We start from the raw sequence: 1,744 nt of genomic DNA on the forward strand, positions 1-1,744 counted from the left end.
CGGCTACGCCATTATCTGGATGAGAAGGGAAATAATTCTCCTACAAACATTTTACTCATACTCCATGTTGCGGATTTCCTTTTCAACAAGCTCTTTGCCTTTTTCAAAATTTTCGTCTTTCCGCTGTTTTTTGAAAAATTGCCTGATTTTATTTTTTGCCTGCGACGTTTGAGCCAGCTTTAACCAGTCCTGACTCGGGCCATACGAGTGCTTCGATGTTAAAATTTCAATAATGTCCCCGGTCTTCAGCTTATAATCGAGTGTGACCATTTTTCCATTTATTTTTGCGCCAATCGTTTTATTGCCGATCTCCGAATGGATCCGATAGGCAAAATCAATCGGCACCGAACCGTATGGGAGCTCAATAACGTCTCCTTTTGGTGTAAAAATAAAGACCATATCGGAAAACAAATCGATTTTCAGTGATTCCATGAATTCTTCGGCATTTGCTGTATCATTTTGAAATTCCAATATTTCCCTAAACCATGTTAACTTATCTTCAAAGGTAGAACTATCGTTGACTCCTTTGCCTTCTTTGTAAGCCCAGTGGGCCGCCACCCCGAATTCAGCAATTTGATGCATTTCGAATGTCCGGATTTGCACCTCTAACGGATCGCCCTTTGGCCCGATAACGGTTGTATGGAGCGACTGGTACATGTTCGGCTTCGGCATCCCAATATAGTCTTTAAAGCGTCCCGGCATCGGCTTCCAGCATGTATGGATAATTCCAAGCACCGCGTAGCAATCCTTGATGCTGTTTACAACAATTCGAACCGCTAGCAAGTCATAGATTTCATTAAACTGTTTATTTTGCAAAGCCATTTTGCGATAGATGCTGTAAATATGCTTTGGCCTGCCGGAAATTTCGGCTTTAATGGACACCTCACTCATCCTGTCACGCACTTCACCAATTACTTCATCAAGATACTGCTCCCGCTCCGCCCGTTTTTTCTTCATCAGATTGACAATGCGGTAATATTGCTGCGGGTTTAGATATCTTAAGGCTGTGTCCTCAAGCTCCCATTTAATTTTCGAAATCCCGAGCCTGTGCGCCAGTGGAGCAAAAATCTCAAGAGTTTCATTAGAAATGCGCCGTTGCTTTTCAGCAGGCAGGTGCTTTAAAGTCCGCATGTTGTGGAGCCGGTCCGCGAGCTTAATCAAAATGACCCGAATATCCTGGGCCATCGCCACAAACATTTTTCGATGATTTTCGGCTTGCTGTTCTTCATGCGATTTATACTTAATTTTACCGAGTTTCGTTACACCATCAACAAGCATTGCCACTTCATCGTTAAAAACTTCTTTTATGTCCTCAAACGATATGTCAGTGTCTTCGACAACATCATGAAGAAAACCGGCTGCAACCGTCGCAGGATCCATCTCCAAATCAGCGAGAATCCCGGCAACCTGGATTGGATGGATAATGTACGGCTCACCTGATTTTCTGTATTGCTCTGAATGGGCACTCCTGGCAAATTCATATGCTTTTCGAACCAGGTTAACATGCTCGCCATTCAAATATTGTGCTGTTCGGTCGATGACTTGTTCGGCGGTTAACACTTGATCGTTCGCCATATGATCACCTTTATTTTCCCGTCGTATTGCTTCTTTTTGCAGAAGCTGTTTTATCTATATGAAGAAGACTTGCAATCTCTCTACTTTAAATCACCTGAGCCAATATTTGTATGAGTAAAATGTTTGTAGGAGAATTATTTCCCTTCTCATCCAGATAATGGCGTAGCCG

General features: G+C 42.8%; 1 pseudogene. It reads right to left on the reverse strand.

Annotated features, from left to right (window positions below):
• Nucleotides 1-54: 54 nt before the first annotated feature.
• Nucleotides 55-1,575, reverse strand: a pseudogene (locus CU635_RS22510) (RelA/SpoT family protein); the annotation flags it as partial.
• Nucleotides 1,576-1,744: the final 169 nt, after the last annotated feature.

Source organism: Bacillus canaveralius (assembly GCF_002860125.1).
GTDB lineage: Bacteria > Bacillota > Bacilli > Bacillales > Cytobacillaceae > Bacillus_BJ > Bacillus_BJ canaveralius.